General features: G+C 71.3%; 15 protein-coding genes. All 15 read left to right on the top strand.

The window, feature by feature from the left end:
• Nucleotides 1-9: 9 nt before the first annotated feature.
• The 15 genes from BIV03_RS05505 (at nucleotide 10) to BIV03_RS05435 (ending at nucleotide 16284) form a co-directional block, all read left to right on the top strand.
• On the top strand, nucleotides 10-1647 hold the full coding sequence (locus tag BIV03_RS05505) for a Mur ligase family protein (RefSeq protein ID WP_071294968.1): 1638 nt from the start codon (nucleotides 10-12) through the stop codon (nucleotides 1645-1647).
• Nucleotides 1644-3149, top strand: coding sequence for a UDP-N-acetylmuramoyl-tripeptide--D-alanyl-D-alanine ligase (gene murF, locus BIV03_RS05500; protein WP_071294948.1), 1506 nt, complete (start codon nucleotides 1644-1646; stop codon nucleotides 3147-3149). The genes BIV03_RS05505 and murF overlap by 4 nt, the downstream gene beginning before the upstream one ends.
• The gene (gene mraY / locus BIV03_RS05495; RefSeq protein WP_071294947.1) at nucleotides 3146-4249 is read left to right on the top strand and encodes a phospho-N-acetylmuramoyl-pentapeptide-transferase; all 1104 of its coding nucleotides are present in this window, start codon (nucleotides 3146-3148) and stop codon (nucleotides 4247-4249) included. The genes murF and mraY overlap by 4 nt, the downstream gene beginning before the upstream one ends.
• 4 nt (nucleotides 4250-4253) lie before the next feature.
• The gene (gene murD, locus BIV03_RS05490; RefSeq protein ID WP_175475727.1) at nucleotides 4254-5780 is read left to right on the top strand and encodes a UDP-N-acetylmuramoyl-L-alanine--D-glutamate ligase; all 1527 of its coding nucleotides are present in this window, start codon (nucleotides 4254-4256) and stop codon (nucleotides 5778-5780) included.
• Entirely contained in the window at nucleotides 5749-7023 is a 1275-nt protein-coding gene (ftsW, locus tag BIV03_RS05485; RefSeq protein ID WP_071294945.1) for a putative lipid II flippase FtsW, read from the top strand. Before murD ends, ftsW begins: the two co-directional genes overlap by 32 nt.
• Entirely contained in the window at nucleotides 7020-8141 is a 1122-nt protein-coding gene (gene murG, locus BIV03_RS05480) for an undecaprenyldiphospho-muramoylpentapeptide beta-N-acetylglucosaminyltransferase (protein WP_071294944.1), read from the top strand. The genes ftsW and murG overlap by 4 nt, the downstream gene beginning before the upstream one ends.
• On the top strand, nucleotides 8138-9559 hold the full coding sequence (gene murC / locus BIV03_RS05475) for a UDP-N-acetylmuramate--L-alanine ligase (RefSeq protein ID WP_071294943.1): 1422 nt from the start codon (nucleotides 8138-8140) through the stop codon (nucleotides 9557-9559). The genes murG and murC overlap by 4 nt, the downstream gene beginning before the upstream one ends.
• Nucleotides 9556-10803 (top strand): FtsQ-type POTRA domain-containing protein, encoded by a 1248-nt coding sequence (locus BIV03_RS18650; protein ID WP_083403220.1) that lies wholly within the window; start codon nucleotides 9556-9558, stop codon nucleotides 10801-10803. Before murC ends, BIV03_RS18650 begins: the two co-directional genes overlap by 4 nt.
• Nucleotides 10804-10953: 150 nt before the next feature.
• Nucleotides 10954-12123: a cell division protein FtsZ gene (gene ftsZ / locus BIV03_RS05465; RefSeq protein ID WP_070418655.1), complete on the top strand. Its 1170-nt coding sequence runs from the start codon at nucleotides 10954-10956 to the stop codon at nucleotides 12121-12123.
• Between the two features lie 6 nt (nucleotides 12124-12129).
• Nucleotides 12130-12852 carry a YggS family pyridoxal phosphate-dependent enzyme gene (locus BIV03_RS05460; RefSeq protein ID WP_083403219.1) on the top strand — a complete coding sequence of 241 codons (723 nt, stop codon included), beginning with the start codon at nucleotides 12130-12132 and terminating at the stop codon, nucleotides 12850-12852.
• Between the two features lie 44 nt (nucleotides 12853-12896).
• Nucleotides 12897-13463, top strand: coding sequence for a cell division protein SepF (locus tag BIV03_RS05455; protein WP_070418656.1), 567 nt, complete (start codon nucleotides 12897-12899; stop codon nucleotides 13461-13463).
• Between the two features lie 71 nt (nucleotides 13464-13534).
• Entirely contained in the window at nucleotides 13535-13837 is a 303-nt protein-coding gene (locus BIV03_RS05450) for a YggT family protein (RefSeq protein ID WP_083295315.1), read from the top strand.
• Nucleotides 13838-14015: 178 nt separating this feature from the next.
• The gene (locus BIV03_RS05445) at nucleotides 14016-14699 is read left to right on the top strand and encodes a DivIVA domain-containing protein (protein ID WP_070418658.1); all 684 of its coding nucleotides are present in this window, start codon (nucleotides 14016-14018) and stop codon (nucleotides 14697-14699) included.
• 2 nt (nucleotides 14700-14701) lie between these two features.
• Nucleotides 14702-15364 carry a signal peptidase II gene (lspA, locus tag BIV03_RS05440; protein WP_254790746.1) on the top strand — a complete coding sequence of 221 codons (663 nt, stop codon included), beginning with the start codon at nucleotides 14702-14704 and terminating at the stop codon, nucleotides 15362-15364.
• Entirely contained in the window at nucleotides 15361-16284 is a 924-nt protein-coding gene (locus BIV03_RS05435; protein ID WP_070418659.1) for an RluA family pseudouridine synthase, read from the top strand. The genes lspA and BIV03_RS05435 overlap by 4 nt, the downstream gene beginning before the upstream one ends.
• The last annotated feature ends 10 nt before the right edge of the window (nucleotides 16285-16294 follow it).

Raw genomic sequence — 16294 nt, 5'->3', positions numbered from 1 at the left:
AAGGAGCACTTGTCCGCACGGATCCCCCCGGTCCTCCGACCCGAACACCCGACCCCGAGGGCCGTGGCCGAACTCGCGAACGCGTTCGGTCTGCGAGTCGTCGGCTCGGTCGACGCCGTCGAGACGACCGGCGTCACCCTGAGCGCCGCCGAGGTGCAGCCGGGTGACCTCTTCGTCGGCGTGCACGGTGCGAACCGGCACGGCGCGGAGTTCTCCGCCGAGGCCGCCGAGCGCGGCGCGGTCGCGGTCCTGACCGACGACGCCGGCGTGGAGCACGCCCAGGCGGCCGGTCTGCCGGTGCTCGTCGTCGACGACCCCCGTGCGGCCCTCGGCGACGTGTCGGCGTGGGTGTACCGCACCCACCCGGACGAGGCCACCGACCTGCCGCAGCTGTTCGCCGTCACCGGCACGAACGGCAAGACGAGCACGTCCTACATCCTCGAGGGGATCCTCAAGCAGCTCGGCCTCGTCACGGGCCTCAGCTCCACCGCCGAGCGGCACATCGGCGCGCTCAGCGTCACGAGCCGCCTCACCACGCCCGAGGCGAGCGAGATGCACGCCCTGCTCGCCCGGATGCGCGAGAGCGAGGTCCGCGCGGTCGCCGTCGAGGTGAGCGCCCAGGCCCTCAGCCGCCACCGCGTCGACGGCATCGTCTTCGACGTCGCGGCGTTCACGAACCTGTCGCACGACCACCTCGACGACTACGCCGACATGGAGGAGTACTACCAGGCGAAGCTCCCGCTGTTCCAGCCCGAACACGCCCGTCGCGGCGTCGTCTCGCTGGACACGGACTGGGGCCACCGCGTGGTGCAGGACTCCCGGATCCCGGTCACGACCATCACGGTCCACCCCGACGTCGAGGCCGAGTGGCACGTCGACATCGTCGAGGCGCACGCCGCCTACACCGAGTTCCGACTGACCGGTCCCGAGGGCCGTGCGCTCACCACCCGTGTGCCGCTGATCGGCTGGCACATGGCCGCGAACGCCGCGCTGGCGATCGTGATGCTGGTCGAGGGCGGGTTCGAGCTCGGCGCCATCGCGCACGCGCTCGAGACGAACCACCGCCGCTACCCGGACGAGGACGAGCGCGAGCAGCGCGGCGAGCGGACGAGCGCCATCGAGTGCTACCTGCCCGGCCGGACCGAGCGCGTCTCGGGCGACCGCGGCCCGAGCGTCTACGTCGACTTCGGCCACAGCGCCGACGCCTTCGAGAACACCCTCGCGGCCGTCCGGCAGTTCACCCCCGGCAAGGTCCTCATGCTCTTCGGCGCCGACGGCGACCGCGACAAGACCAAGCGCGGCGACATGGCCCGCGTGGCTGCTGCGGGGAGCGACATCCTCGTCGTCACCGACCACCACCCGCGCTTCGAGGACGCCGCATCGATCCGGAAGACCCTCGTCGACGCCGCGCGCGAGGCGTTCCCCGAGCACGAGCTCCACGAGGTCAGCCCGCCCGAGGCCGCGATCCGCACCGCGGTGGGCCTCGTCGGCGAGGGGGACTCGATCCTCTGGGCCGGCCCCGGCCACCAGGACTACCGCGACATCCAGGGCGTCCGCACGCCGTACTCGGCACGCGACGAAGCCCGCCAGGCCCTCCGCGAGGCCGGTTGGGAACCGAACTCCGGCCCCACCGAGGAACTCCGATGATCGCCATGACCCTCGCCGAGATCGCGACAGCGGTCGACGGCGAGCTGATCCCGGGTGCCCAGGCGACCGACGTCGCCGACCAGGGCGACCTGGTCGTCGACGGCACCGTCGAGACCGACTCCCGCCTCGTGACGCCGGGCAGCGTGTTCTTCGCACTCCCGGGCGAGGTCACTGACGGACGACGCTTCGTCCCCGCGGCGACCGAGGCCGGCGCCGCGCTCGTCATCACGCCCGAGCGCGTCGAGACCACGGCACCGCAGATCGTCGTGACGGATGGCTACGACGCCCTCGCCGCGCTCGCGCACGAGGTCGTCACGCGCGTCCGGATGGCGACCGCCGACCGCGTCGACGCCGACGGACGCCCGGCGCCGCTCAAGGTCGTCGGGATCACCGGCTCGAACGGCAAGACGAGCACGAAGAACATGCTCCGCACGATCCTCGAGCAGCACGGCGAGACCGTCGCGCCCGAGGGGTCGTTCAACAACCACGTCGGTGCGCCGATCTCGATGCTCCGCATCACCGAGGACACCCGGTACCTGGTCGTCGAGATGGGCGCGAGCGGCATCGGCCACATCGCCAAGCTCGTCGCGATCGCCGAGCCGGACGTCGGCGTCGTCCTCAAGGTGGGCCTCGCGCACGCCGGCGAGTTCGGCGGGATCGAGGCGACCCAGCGCGCCAAGTCCGAGATGGTCACCGACCTGCCCGGGAGCGCGACTGCGCTCCTCAACGTCGACGACGACCGTGTCGCGTCGATGCGCGCCCTGACGGCCGCCCACGTCGTCGGCTTCGGCACGTCCGACGACGCCGACTACCGCATCACCGGCATCGAGACGGACCGCAACGGCACCCGTTTCACGCTCACCGCGCCTCCCGTCCGCCAGGAAGGCGACCCGTCTGCGGACGGACGGCCAGGAGGCACGGATCGCGTCGACGTGCAGCTCGCGATCCTGGGTGAGCACCACGCCATGAACGCGTCCGCCGCGCTCACGGTCGCCCACCTGTGGGGCGTCCCGCTCGCCGCCGGCGCCGCCGCGCTCGCGTCGATGACGCGCGCCGAGCGCTGGCGCATGGAGCTCCTCCCCGGCGGCCCCGACGGCGTCACCGTGATCAACGACGCCTACAACGCGTCGCCCGACTCGACCGCAGCGGCGCTGCGGACCCTGGCGCAGATCGTGCGCCCGGGGGAGCGGACCGTCGCCGTGCTCGGCGAGATGGCCGAGCTCGGCGAGTTCTCGACGGAGGAGCACGACCGCATCGGTCGGCTCGTCGTCCGTCTCGGCATCGGACAGCTCGTGGTCGTCGGCCGCGGCGCGATGCCCATCCACCAGGCCGCCACCCTCGAGGGATCGTGGGACGGCGAGTCCGTGTTCATCGAGGACGTCGACGACGCCGTCCACTCACTGCAGGACATGCTCCGCCCCGGCGACGTCGTCCTCGTCAAGTCCTCGAAGTCCGCCGAACTGCGATTCCTCGGCGACCGCCTCGGAGGTGTCACCGAATGATCGCCCTCCTGATCGCCGGCGCCGTGTCGCTGGTGTTCACACTGCTGCTCACGCCGCTGTTCATCAAGCTGTTCCACCGCCTCGGCTGGGGACAGTTCATCCGCGACGACGGCCCGCAGTCGCACCACACCAAGCGCGGCACGGCGACGATGGGCGGCATCGTCCTCATCATCGGCGCGGTGCTCGGCTACTTCGTCGGACACCTGGTCGGCCGAGACTCGGTCACGCTGTCCGGCCTGCTCGTGCTGTTCCTCATGGTCGGCCTCGGGTTCGTCGGGTTCATCGACGACTTCCTCAAGGTCCGTCGTCAGCGCAGTCTCGGGCTCGGCGGCTGGGCGAAGGTCCTCGGGCAGGTCATCGTCGGCGTCATCTTCGCGACCGTGGCGCTCGTCGTCCCGTCCGGCAACGGCAAGCCGCCGGCGTCGACGATGGTGTCGGCCATCCGGGACATCCCGTGGCTCGACTTCATGGCGCTCGGTACCGTGATCGGCACCGTGCTGTTCCTGGCGTGGATCGTCCTGCTGACGGTCTCGACGTCGAACGGCGTGAACGTGGCGGACGGGCTCGACGGTCTCGCGACCGGCTCGAGCATCCTGGCCATCGGCTCGTACGTGATCATCGGCTTCTGGCAGTCGAACCAGATCTGCGGCGGTGCCCGGCTCGACGCCAGCACCGAGCACGCCTGCTACACCGTGACCAACCCGCTGGACCTCGCGGTCGTGGCGGCAGCGGTCTGCGGCGGCCTGATCGGCTTCCTCTGGTACAACACGTCGCCGGCGCAGATCTTCCTCGGCGACACCGGTTCGCTCGGGCTCGGCGGCGCACTGGCCGGCCTCGCGATCCTCAGCCGCACGGAGCTCCTGCTCATCCTCATCGGTGGCCTGTTCTTTATCGTCACCGGTTCGGTCATCCTGCAGCGGGCGTACTTCAAGATCACGCACGGCAAGCGCATCTTCCGGATGAGTCCGCTGCACCACCACTTCGAGTTGAAGGGGTGGGCCGAGGTGACCGTCGTCGTCCGGTTCTGGATCATCGCGGGACTCTGCGTCGCCGCGGGTGTCGGACTCTTCTACCTCGAATGGATCGCACGAGTTGGTTGACGCCGTGTCCTCGTCCCGCCTGGAGTCCCTGGACAGCTGGTACGCCGAGGGCTGGACGGGGCTGAACGTCGCCGTGCTCGGCCTCGGCGCCACCGGGTTCTCGGTCGCCGACACCCTCGTCGAGCTCGGCAGCGCGGTGACGGTCTACTCGACCGACGCCCCGTCGGACAGCGTGGAGCTGCTCGACGTGATCGGTGCGCAGTTCGTGCAGGTGCCCCTCGACTCGGTCCCCGCCGCCCTCGAGGCCCAGGCGCCGGACGTCGTCGTCGTGTCGCCGGGCCTGCCGCCGCACAACGCGACCGTGCAGTGGGCCGTGGCGAACAGCGTCGTGTGGGGTGACATCGAGCTCGCCTGGCGTGTCCGTGACAAGGTCGTGCGCGGCCCCATCGCTGCGCCCTGGGTGACCATCACGGGCACGAACGGCAAGACCACCACGACGCAGCTCGCGACCGCGATGTTCGAGGCCGGCGGGCTCCGCGCGGTGGCGTGCGGCAACATCGGCGTGCCCGTCCTCGACGTCGTGCGCGATCCTGACGGCTACGACGTCCTCGTCGTCGAACTCTCCAGCCACCAGCTGCACTACATGCCGACGACCGGCGACGGTGCCGTGGTGCCCCTCGCCAGCGCCTGCCTGAACATCGCGGACGACCACCTCGAGTGGCACGGCTCCGCCGAGGCCTACCGGGCCGCGAAGGCCAAGGTCTACGAGCGCACGGTCCTCGCCTGCGTGTACAACACCACGGACGACGTCACCCGGCACATGGTCGAGGACGCCGACGTCGTCGAGGGGTGCCGTGCCGTGGGCTTCGGCCCGGGGATCCCCGCGCCCGGCGACGTCGGGGTGGTCGAGGACGTCCTCTGCGACCGGGCCTTCACCGACGACCGACGGAACAGCGCGCTCGAGCTCGCGACCGTCGCCGACCTCGAGGCCGCCGGGCTCGCCAGCCCGCACATGACGATGAACGTCCTCGCCGCGGCCGCACTCGCCCGTGCGGCCTCCGTGCAGCCGAGCGCGATCCGCACCGCCGTGCAGGGCTTCCGCGCCGACCACCACCGCACCGAGCTGGTGGCCTCCGCCGAGGGCGTCACCTGGGTGGACGACTCGAAGGCGACGAACCCGCACGCAGCCACGGCGTCGCTCGCGGCGTTCGACAAGGTGGTCTGGATCGTCGGGGGCCTGTTCAAGGGCGTCGACATCGACGGACTCGTCGAGCGCTTCGGGCCGGACGTCCGCGGCGTCGTCGTGATCGGGACCGATCGCGGTCCCGTGCTCGAGGCATTCGCGCGACACGCGCCCGGGGTGCCGGTGCTGCAGGTCGAGGCAGCGGACACTGATCAGGTCATGCCCGAGGCGGTCCGGCATGCCGCATCGGTCGCGAGGCCGGGCGACACGGTCCTCCTCGCCCCGGCTGCGGCGTCGTTCGACCAGTTCGGCTCCTACGCGGACCGGGGGCGTCGATTCGCGGCGGCGGTCCACGAGCACCTGGGAGGAAACGCCGATGGCGACGACGGATCTCCCGAGCGGCCGTAGCGGCGGAGCGGCCCCCGGCCGACCGCACGCACCCGCACGCCGCCACAACGGGGCGGTCGTCGCCGTCAAGAACGTCTTCGTCGCCGAGTCGAGCACCTTCTACACGATCCTGGGCGTCACGCTCTTCCTCGTCGTCTTCGGCGTGGTCATGGTGCTGTCCTCGTCGAGCGTGGAGCAGTACGCCGCGACGCACGACTTCTTCGGCGCGGCCTCCCGCCAGGGCCTCTACGCCGTGCTCGGTGTCCCGCTCATGCTCATCGCCTCCCGCCTGCCCGCGCGGTTCTGGCGGAAGTGGGCGATGTGGATCGTCGGGGTCGGCCTCGTCGTGCAGGCGCTCGTCGTCCTGACCCCGCTCGGCTACTCGATCCAGGGCAACCGGAACTGGATCCGCCTCGGGTCGTTCACCGCGCAGCCGTCCGAGATCCTCAAGCTCGCGCTCGTGCTGGGCATCGGCGCGATCATGTACGTCAAGCGGGAGAAGCTCGACGACTGGAAAGAGGTCTTCATCCCGATCGGCATCGCGTCGCTCGGGTCGATCGGCCTCGTCCTCGTCGGCGGCGACCAGGGCACCGCGATGATCATGCTCATCCTGGTGTTCGGCGCGCTCTACGTCGGCGGCGCCCGGGCGAAGCACCTGCTCGTCGGGGTGCTCGGCCTGGCCGTGCTGCTGCCGTTCGTCACGATGGCGTCGAGCTCCCGGTCGCACCGCATCAGCGCTTGGCTCTCCGGCTGCACCGACACGAGCCAGTACCAGGACCTCTGCTGGCAGCCGACCCACGGCATGTGGGCGCTGGCCTCCGGCGGCGTCTTCGGGGTGGGTCTCGGCAACTCCAAGGCGAAGTGGTCGTGGCTCCCCGAGGCCGACAACGACTACATCTTCGCGATCATCGGCGAGGAGCTCGGGCTCGTCGGCGCCGTCGTCGTGCTCGCCCTGTTCGTGGTCCTCGCGGTCGGCATGATCAAGATCATCCGCCAGTCGAACGACCCCTTCGTGAAGACCGTCACCGGTGGCGTGCTCGCGTGGATCATCGGCCAGGCGCTCGTCAACATCGCCGTGGTCCTCGGCCTCCTGCCGGTCCTCGGCGTCCCTCTCCCACTCATCTCGGCCGGTGGCTCCGCGCTGATCATGACCCTCGTCGCCATCGGCGTCGTCCTGTCCTTCGCGCGCGACCTCCCGGGCAAGAGCGACCTCACGGGCAGGAACAGCGTCGGCCGCACCACCACGAACGGAACCCTCCGGTGAACACGTACCTCTTCGCGGGCGGCGGCACCGCCGGCCACGTGAACCCGCTGCTCGCGGTCGCCGACCGGCTGACCGAGCGCGAGCCCGACGCCGAGGTCCTCGTCCTCGGCACCGCGGAGGGCCTCGAGTCCCGGCTCGTCCCGATGCGCGGCTACGAGCTGCTGACGATCCCGCGCCTGCCGTTCCCGCGCAAGCCGAACGCCGCCGCCCTCCGCTTCCCCGGCGGGTTCCTCGGCGCCGTCCGTCGGGTCGAGCAGATCATCCGCGAGCGCGAGGTCGACGTCGTCCTCGGTGTCGGGGGCTACGCGGCCGCACCGGCGTACATCGCCGCACGCCGTACCGGCACCCCGATCGTCGTGCACGAGCAGAACGCCAAGCCCGGCCTGGCGAACCGCCTGGCAGCGTTCCTCACCGACCACGTGGGCGTGACCTTCTCGAACACGCGGCTCCGCCACGGCCGGGTCGTCGGCATGCCGCTCCGGCGCGAGATCGAGTCGCTCGACCGTCGTGCGAGCCGCGCCGACGGCCTCGCCGAGTTCGGCCTCGACCCCGCCCGACCGGTCCTGCTCGTCACGGGCGGGTCCTCCGGCGCGCGGAGCATCAACCGCACCGTGAACCGGAGCGCCGCGACGATCGTCGGTGCCGGCTGGCAGGTCCTGCACGTCGTCGGCGGGAAGTCCGACATCGGCCCGAGCGACCTCGACGGCTACCACGTGCTGCCCTACTGCGACCGGATGGACCTGGCGTACGCCGCGAGCGACTTCGTGGTCTCGCGCGCCGGCGCCGGCATGGTCTGCGAGCTGACCGCCGTCGGGCTGCCGAGCGTCCTCGTGCCGTACCCTGTCGGCAACGGCGAGCAGCGGCACAACGCGAAGGACGTCGTCGACGCCGGGGGAGCGGTCCTCGTGGCCGACGCGGAATTCGACGAGGACTGGGTGACGTTCCAGCTGCTGAACACCCTGCAGGACCGTGCCCGCATCGCCGACATGACCGTGCGTGCCGGCAGCGTCGGACACCGCGACGGCGCCGACCGCATGACGGACCTCGTCCTCGACGCCGCGAAGCGCGCGACCGATGCGAAGCGCGACGCGCACGACAGCACCACGGAGGAACGATGACCATCAAGCCGGACCTGACGCAGCCGATCCCCGACGACCTCGGCACGGTCCACTTCGTCGGCATCGGCGGCTCCGGCATGAGCGGCATCGCCCGGCTCTTCCTCGCCGCCGGCCACCGCGTGACCGGCAGCGACTCCCGCGAGACCGCCACCACGGGCACCATGCGCGACCTCGGTGCCGAGGTGCACATCGGCCACGACGCCGCGAACGTCGGCGACGCGGACACCATCGTCGTCACGAGCGCGCTCTGGCCGGACAACCCGGAACTCCTCGAGGCCCAGCGCCGCGGCCTGCCGGTCCTGCACCGGTCGCAGGCCCTCGCCGCCCTCATCGCCGAGCACCGCCTCGTCGCGGTCGCCGGCGCACACGGCAAGACCACCTCGACCGGCATGATCGTCACCGCGCTCGTCGAGCTCGGGCTGGACCCGAGCTTCGTCAACGGTGGGGTCATCCAGTCCCTCGGCACGAGCTCGGCGCCCGGCTCGAGCGACCTGTTCGTCGTCGAGGCCGACGAGTCCGACGGATCGTTCCTGCTCTACGACGTCGCGGTCGCCCTCATCACGAACGTCGACGCCGACCACCTCGACCACTACGGCAGCGAGGAGGCCTTCACCGAGGCCTTCGTCGAGTTCGCCGCCAAGGCGAGCGAGCGCGTCGTGATCTCGAGCGACGACGCCGGCGCGAAGGCGGTCACGGCTGGGATCCGCGCCCGCGAGGACGCGCCCGAGATCGTCACCTTCGGCGAGGCCGTCGACGCCGACGTCCGGATCGAGGGGATCACCGAGTCCGCCGGGGTCGAGGTCGACTTCCGCGCCGCGGGCGAGGCGCACCACCTGACGCTCCGGGTCCCCGGCCGCCACAACGCGATCAACGCCGTCGGCGCCTTCGCCGTCCTGACCGGACTCGGCGTCGCCGCCGAGGACGCGATCCGTGGCATCGAGGCCTTCGGCGGAACTCAGCGACGCTTCGAGCTGCACGGCGTCGAGCGCGGCGTCTCGGTCTACGACGACTACGCGCACCACCCGACCGAGGTGGCGGCGGCGCTCAAGGCCGCACGGAACGTCGTGGGCGACGGCCGGATCATCGCGATCCACCAGCCGCACCTGTACTCGCGGACGCGCCTGATGGCCGGTGACTTCGCCAAGGTCTACGAGGAGCTCGCCGACCACACCGTCGTCCTCGACGTCTACGGCGCCCGCGAGGACCCGGAGCCCGGCGTCACCGGCGCCCTCGTCCAGGAGCGCTTCGCCGACCAGTCCCGCGTCGAGTTCCTGCCCGACTGGGACGAGGCCTCGGCGCGTGCGGCCGCGGTCGCGCGCGACGGCGACATCATCATGACCCTGAGCTGCGGCGATGTGTACCGCATCATCCCGCAGGTGCTCAGCGCCCTCCACGACGACGGGGCGCTGTCCCGGTGAAGCGTCCAGAGGGGTTCGACGAGCGGCCGGCCCGTCCGGACGCACCTGCCGACGGCGCGGGCGCGCCCCGGCAGCGTCGTGCCCCGCTGATCCCGCGGCGTCCGTCCCGCGAGCCCGAGCCGGAGGTCCAGGAGGCGCGGCTCGAGCCCGCCACCGAGGAACCGATCGTCGAGACGGCCGACCCCACCGCCGCCGACCCGTCGAACGGGTCGGCTCGCGACCGCGCCGGTGCCCTCGCCGGCGCCGCCGGCCGTCGCCTCGGCGCCGGACTGTCGTCCGTCGCCGGCCGGCTGCGCGAGTACACGCCCGACGAGGACCACCACGACCCCGAGGCCGAGCGCCTCGCCCGGGAGCGGCAGGAGACCGAGCGCCGCGACGCCGAGCGGCTCGCCCACCTCACCGACCTGCACGGCCCGGGCGAGGACGGCCACGAGCGCCCGATCGGCGCCGGCGTCCGCGCTGCCGAGACCGCGCGGGAGGCCCGGGTGGCCAAGCGCCGTCGTCGCCTCCTCGAGCGCGCCGAGGTCCGCCGCTTCACCCGTCGCAGCCGGCACCGCCGCGCCGCCTGGATCACCGCCGCGAGCATCGTCCTCGTCTTCGGGATCTCGATCCTCGTCGCGGTGTTCTCGCCGTTGATGGCGCTCCAGACCATCGAGGTCAAGGGGACGAACCGCGTCGACGAGACCCAGCTCCGCCAGGCGCTCTCCGACCAGATCGGCACCCCGCTGGCCCGGCTCGACTTCGACGCCATCAAGAAGGACATCGCCGGCTTCCCGCTCATCGAGAGCTACGTGACGGAGGAAGCCCCGCCGCACACCCTCGTGGTCACCGTGACCGAGCGCACCCCGGTCGTCGCGGTGCGGTCGGGGAAGTCCTTCGACCTGGTCGACCCGGCCGGCATCGTCGTGCAGTCGTCACCGAAGCAGCCCGCGAACATGCCCGTCGCCGACATCGGCAACGCGAAGCTCGGCTCGTCCGAGTTCCGCACGATGACCGAGGTCGTGCTCGCGCTCCCGTCGACCGTCCGTCAGCAGGTGACGAGCGTGAAGGGCTCGACCGCCGACGACGTCACGCTCACCCTCAAGGACGGCTCGAGCGTCGTCTGGGGGAACCCGGAGCAGTCGGACGCGAAGGCGGCCCTGCTCGCGGCCCTCGTGAAGGACCACGCGGCGCGGAACCCCGGCGTCGTCGTCGAGTACGACGTCAGCGCTCCGGACAACGGCATCATCCGCGCGAAGAAGTAGCGGAAGTCGACGCGGAATCGCGCGACACGCGGCGTGGCGGGGCGACAGTGCCCGGAGCGCACCCGTAGCGTCGAAGCCAGCACCACATCTACCAGCAATGCCCCTGAACTTCAAGTAGAGGTTGAGGGTTCGACCGGAGGCCTGACTGACGTGACCACGAACCACAACTACCTCGCCGTCATCAAGGTCGTCGGCGTCGGCGGCGGCGGCGTGAACGCCGTCAACCGGATGATCGAGCTCGGCCTCCGCGGGGTGGAGTTCATCGCGATCAACACCGACGCGCAGGCGCTGCTCCTGAGCGACGCCGACGTCAAGCTCGACGTGGGCCGCGAGATCACCCGCGGCCTCGGCGCCGGAGCGGACCCCGAGGTCGGTCGTCGTGCCGCCGAGGACCACGCCGAGGAGATCGAAGAGGCCCTCGCCGGTGCCGACATGGTCTTCGTCACCGCCGGTGAGGGCGGTGGGACCGGCACGGGTGGTGCGCCCGTGGTCGCCCGCATCGCGAAGTCGATCGGCGCGCTCACCATCGGCGTCGTCACCAAGCCGTTCAGCTTCGAGGGCAAGCGTCGTCAGTCGCAGGCCGAGAACGGTGTCGCCGGCCTCAAGGACGAGGTCGACACGCTCATCGTCGTGCCGAACGACCGCCTGCTCGAGATCAGCGACCGCGGCATCTCGATGGTCGAGGCGTTCGCCACGGCCGACCAGGTGCTCCTCGCCGGCGTCCAGGGCATCACCGACCTCATCACCACGCCCGGCCTGATCAACCTCGACTTCGCCGACGTGAAGTCCGTCATGCAGGGTGCGGGTTCCGCGCTCATGGGCATCGGTTCCTCGCGGGGTGCCGACCGGGCGATCAAGGCGGCCGAACTGGCCGTCGCGAGCCCGCTGCTCGAGGCCTCGATCGACGGTGCGCACGGCGTGCTGCTCTCGATCCAGGGTGGTTCGAACCTCGGCATCTTCGAGATCAACGACGCGGCCCGTCTCGTGCAAGAGGCAGTCCACCCCGAGGCGAACATCATCTTCGGTGCCGTCATCGACGACACGCTCGGCGACGAGGTCCGCGTGACCGTCATCGCCGCGGGCTTCGACGGCGGCGAGCCCACCTCGCAGCAGAAGGAGCGCCGCTCCAGCTGGGTCGACCCCGAGGCCGGCGCGACGGTCCCCGTGGCGTCCGCCGGTGCGACCGGCGCGATCGAGGACTCGTCCTCGTCGGCTCCGTCGTGGGCGTCGCAGGAGCACGAGGCGCCCGCGCAGCGTGCCGCCGACCCGGCGTTCGACGACGATGACGACGAGCTCGACGTCCCCGACTTCCTGAAGTAACGAGCGTTGTCAGACGACCCGCGCCTCCCGTCCCCGTCAGCAGACGACGGACTGGAGGCGCGTCTCGCGTCCGTCAGGAGCGGCATCTCCGATGCGGCGCGCGCCGCAGGGCGCTCGGCCGACGAGCTCACGCTCGTCGTCGTCACGAAGTTCCACCCGGCGTCGCTCGTCCGCGACCTCGCCGCGCTCGGCGTCACCGACGTGGGGGAGAACCGGCACCAGGAGGCGCAGGCGAAGGCCGCCGAGCTCGCCGACCTCCCGCTGACCTGGCACTTCGTCGGACAGCTGCAGTCGAAGAAGGCCCGACAGGTCCGGCGGTACGCACACGTCGTGCAGTCGCTCGACCGCGAGTCCGTGGTGGACGCGTTCGCGCCGACCGAAGCCGAACCCGAACCGCCGGTGATCGACGGCTTCGTGCAGGTCAACCTGACCGACGACCCCGACCGCGGTGGCGTCCGACCCGACGCCGTCGAGGCCATGGTGTCGCGGGTGCTCGCGACCGGCACGATCCGGCTCCGCGGGGTGATGGCCGTCGCACCGCTCGACGAGGAGCCGCGCGCGGCCTTCGCCCGGCTCCGTGGGGTCTCCGAGCGCGTGGTGTCCCTCGCCCCCGCCGCGACGGACATCTCGGCCGGGATGAGCGGTGACTACGCCGACGCCGTGCTCGAGGGCGCGACACACCTGCGGATCGGGACCGCAATCACGGGAAATCGGCCGGTCGCGCCCTAGCCTCGTTGCAAGGGCATCCACGAGCACCGACCTCCGGAGGAACCATGGCCAACCCGCTGAAGAAGACGATGGTCTACCTGGGCCTCGCCGACGAGGAACTCGAGTACGAGGACGAGCAGCCGCAGCAGCAGCCCGCGCGGCAGCAGTCCGCTCCGGCCCCTGCCCCCGCGCCCGCTCCGGTCGCCGACGAGACCCCCGCGCCCGCCGCGGCACCGGTGGCGCCCGTCGCCGCCGAGCCCAAGGCGCACACCCACCAGCGCGGCGCCCAGGTCACCCCGCTCCGCCGCTCGCACACGTCCGCACAGAAGGCAGCACCGGTCCAGGAAATGAACGAGATCCTCACCGTCCACCCCCGCGAGTACAAGGACGCCCAGTCCATCGCCGAGAGCTTCCGCGACGGCATCCCCGTCATCATCAACCTCTCGCAGATGACCGAGGCCGACGCCCGCCGCATGATCGACTTCGCCTCCGGGCTGTCGCTCGGCCTCTACGGCAAGATCGAGCGCGTCACCAACAAGGTGTTCCTGCTGTCGCCGGCGCACGTCGCGGTGAGCGGTGAGGCGCCTGAGGTAGAGTCCGACATCGAGGCGTCCTTCTTCGCCCAGTCCTGAGTTCCTCAGGCCCACCCGCCCCGTGCGGCTCGTCGCATGACGGTCCGCACCCGAGCTGAGCGAGCCCCATCGTGACCGCGATCCTCACGATCCTGTACTACCTCCTCCTGCTGTACATCCTCGTGCTGTGGGGGCGGTTCGTCCTCGACATCGTCCAGCAGTTCAACCGGTCCTGGCGGCCGCGCGGAGCACTCCTTGTCGTCGCCGACGTGGTCTACACCGTGACGGACCCGCCGATCCGGGCGGTCCGCCGGGTCCTCCCGCCGATGCGCATGGGCCCCGTGGCGCTCGACTTCGGCTGGACGATCGTGCTCCTCCTGGCGATCATCATCCGGTTCGTGATCGCCCTGCTCATCCCCGTGTTCGCCAACTAAGAGGACACGACACGCGCCACGCCCAGTGCGTGGTCACGGTTCACGGCCACCATCGGTGTACGGTGGTCGGGATCCGATGCTCGCCCCGGCGTGGCATCCGCACCGTTCGGCGCGACTGGTAGATTCGGTCGCACCGAGACGGTTCCACACGTTCAGCAGTTCTATTGAGGTGACGGCAATGGCTTTGACGCCGGAAGACGTAGTCAACAAGCGGTTCCAGCCGACGAAGTTCCGCGAGGGCTACGACCAGGACGAGGTCGACGACTTCCTCGACGAGGTCGTCGTCGAGCTCCGTCGCCTGACGGCCGAGAACGACGAGCTCCGCCAGCGCCTGCAGACGGCCGAGTCCGCGCCGAAGCCGGCCGAGGCCGAGCAGTCCGCTCCGACCCCCGAGCCCGAGCCGGAGCCCGCCCCCGTGGCAGCCGCGCCGGAGCCCGCTCCGGTCGCCGCCGCCGCGCCGGCCACCACGGTCCCGGCCGACGAGGACACCGAGGGCACCACGAACCTCCTGACGCTCGCACGTCGTCTCCACGAGGAGCACGTCCGCGAAGGCGTCGAGAAGCGCGACGCGCTCATCGCCGAGGGCACCGCGCAGGCCGCCCGCCTCGTCTCCGAGGCCGAGGCCAAGCAGCGCCAGATCATCGCCGACACCGAGAACACGAACCGTCAGCGTGTCGCGGTGCTCGAGCAGGAGCAGCGCCAGCTCGAGGGCAAGATCGACGAGCTCCGCACGTTCGAGCGCGACTACCGTGCACAGCTCAAGAGCTACATCCAGGGTCAGCTCAACGAGCTGGACGGCTCGGGCACCGAGCAGTCCGGGCTCACCCCGGCGCCGGCATCGGCGCAGGGCTTCGGCAACTGACGTTGTCGCGACCAGCATCACGAGCGAAGGTCAGTGTCCGCGCGATCGCGGCACTGGCCTTCGCCGCTGTCGTCGTGGTGGCGCTCGACCAGGGCGTGAAGGCGCTCGTCGTCGCCAACCTGCCGTACGGCACCGTCGTCCCGGTCCTCGGGAACGCCCTGCAGCTGCTCTACGTCCGGAACCCCGGCGCCGCGTTCTCGTTCGCAGTGAACATGACGTGGGTGTTCTCGATCGTCTCGACGGCCGTCGTGGTCGCGATCATCGTGTTCGCCCGGCGGATCCGCTCGATGTGGTGGGCGCTCGTGCTCGGCATGCTCCTCGGCGGGGCGCTCGGCAACCTGCTCGACCGGCTCTTCCGTGAGCCCGGCTTCGGTCGCGGCCACGTGGTGGACTTCATCTCGACCCCGTGGATGATGCCCGCGATCTACAACATCGCCGACTCGTTCATCTGCATCAGCATGGTGGTCTTCGTCCTGCTGGTGATCCTCGGGGTGAACCTCGACGGCACCCGCGCGCTCTCCGCGAAGCAGCAGCGCGCGGTGGACGCGGCGCCTGCGCAGTCGGACGCCTCCGAGGCGGACGAGCACCGCGCCTCCCGGCCCCTGGTCGAGGACCCGCGCGCACCGCGTGACGGGCGGGACACCCTCGGGCACGACGCGACGTGACCGAGAGCCGTTCCCTGCCGGTGCCGGACGGGCTCGCCGGTGAGCGTGTCGACGCCGCCATCGCGAAGCTCCTCGGGTTCAGCCGTTCCTTCGCTGCCGAGGTCGTCTCGGCCGGCGGCGTGACCGTCGACGGGGTCACGGTGGACAAGTCCGACCGGTTGCACGCCGACTCCTGGCTGCAGGTCGAGTGGACGCCGAAGGAAGCCCCCCGGATCATCCCGGTCGAGGTCCCCGGCATGACGGTCGTGCACGACGACGACGACATCGTCGTGGTGGACAAGCCGATCGGCGTCGCCGCACACCCCTCGCCCGGCTGGGACGGCCCCACGGTCCCCGGTGGCCTCGCCGCGGCCGGCTTCACGATCGCCACCTCCGGCGCCGCCGAACGCGCGGGCATCGTGCACCGGCTGGACGTCGGCACCTCGGGGTTGATGGTCGTGGCGAAGACCGAGCTGGCGTACACGCACCTCAAGCGCGCGTTCAAGGAGCGCACGGTCGAGAAGGTCTACCACGCCCTCGCGCAGGGGCACCCCGACCCCACTTCCGGCACGATCGACGCGCCCATCGGTCGACACCCCTCGAGCGACTGGAAGTTCGCGGTCACGGCCGACGGCAAGCCGAGCGTGACGCACTACGAGACCCTCGAGGCGTTCCGCTCCGCGACCCTGCTCGAGGTGCACCTCGAGACCGGTCGGACGCACCAGATCCGGGTGCACATGGCGGCGACCCGGCACCCGCTCGTGGGCGACACGATGTACGGGGCCGACCCGGTGCTCGCCGAGGAGCTCGGGCTCACGCGGCAGTGGCTCGACGCCGTCCGGCTCGGGTTCGAGCACCCGCGCACGGGGTCGTGGGTGTCGTACTCGGCGGAGTACCCCGACGACCTGCAGCGGGCGCTGGACCGCATCCGCGCCGCGTAGGGCGCGCGCC

The sequence above is a fragment of the Curtobacterium sp. MCBA15_016 genome, assembly GCF_001865105.1.
GTDB lineage: Bacteria > Actinomycetota > Actinomycetes > Actinomycetales > Microbacteriaceae > Curtobacterium.
Note: the sequence above shows the minus strand (reverse complement) of the source record. Positions and strands in the feature narration are given on the sequence as shown.